The sequence below is a fragment of the Rhodopseudomonas pentothenatexigens genome, assembly GCF_900218015.1.
Taxonomy (GTDB): domain Bacteria; phylum Pseudomonadota; class Alphaproteobacteria; order Rhizobiales; family Xanthobacteraceae; genus Rhodopseudomonas; species Rhodopseudomonas pentothenatexigens.
Genome location: NZ_UFQQ01000069.1, coordinates 1 through 1,018, shown reverse-complemented (window position 1 = coordinate 1,018; position 1,018 = coordinate 1). Strand labels below are relative to the sequence as shown.

The 1,018-nt window shown below is 68.2% G+C and carries 1 protein-coding gene; it reads left to right on the top strand.

The features are described from left to right. The coding region (locus tag DWA33_RS24835) for a calcium-binding protein (RefSeq protein WP_147270310.1) at window positions 1–1,018 on the top strand (1,018 nt) is incomplete at both ends.

The following is a 1,018-nucleotide window of genomic DNA, read 5'->3' as shown; positions in this document are numbered from 1 at the left end:
CTGATCTCCAACGACTGGATCTCGACCAACATGGAGATCGACGGCGGCGCCGGCAACGACGAGATCTACACCTCGTTCGGTAACGACACCGTCCACGGCGGCGAAGGCAGCGATCGGATCTACGCCAACCAGGGCAACGACACCGTCTACGGCGATGCCGGCAACGACGAGATCTACGGCAACGACGGCGACGATCTGATCAAGGGCGGTGCCGGCGACGACACCATCGACGGCGGCGCGGGCATCGACACCGCCGGCTTCGCCGGCAATCTCGTCGGCTACGCGCTGACGCTGAACGCCGACGGCTCGGTCTCGATCACCGACCAGTTCGGCACCGACGGCACCGACACGCTCACCAACGTCGAGCGGGTCGGCTTCACCGACGGCACCTGGACGCTGGTGACCGGCACCGCCGGCGACGACGTCCTGACCGGCAGCGCGGACGCCGATCTGATCCTCGGCGGTGACGGCAACGACACCTTCATCGCCGGCGACGGTCTCGACCGCTACGACGGCGGTGCCGGGATCGACACGGTCGACTACAGCGGCAGCGAGTTCGAACTCAAGATCGACCTCGCGGCGGGCCTGGTCTACCAGCCGGAGTACCCCGAAGGCGCCGACCAGCTGTCGAACATCGAGAACGCGATCGGCACCGCCTTCAACGACATCCTGCTCGGCAATGCCGGAGCCAACACGCTCGAAGGCGGCGACGGCAACGATGTCCTGTACGGCGATGCCGGTGACGACCTGCTGATCGGCGGTGCCGGCAACGACACGCTGACCGGCGGTCTCGGCGACGACGTGCTGCGCGGCGGTGCCGGCAACGACACCATCGACGGCGGCGCCGGCTACGACGTGCTCGACCTGTCGGACGCCACCGGCGCGGTGACGGTCAACTACGCGACCGGCACGGCGAGCGGCGGCGGCATCGGCACCGACACCTTCAGCGGGATCGAGAGCATCCTGTTCGGAGCCGGCGCCGACCAGATCACCGGCAGCAACGGCGACGACACCATCG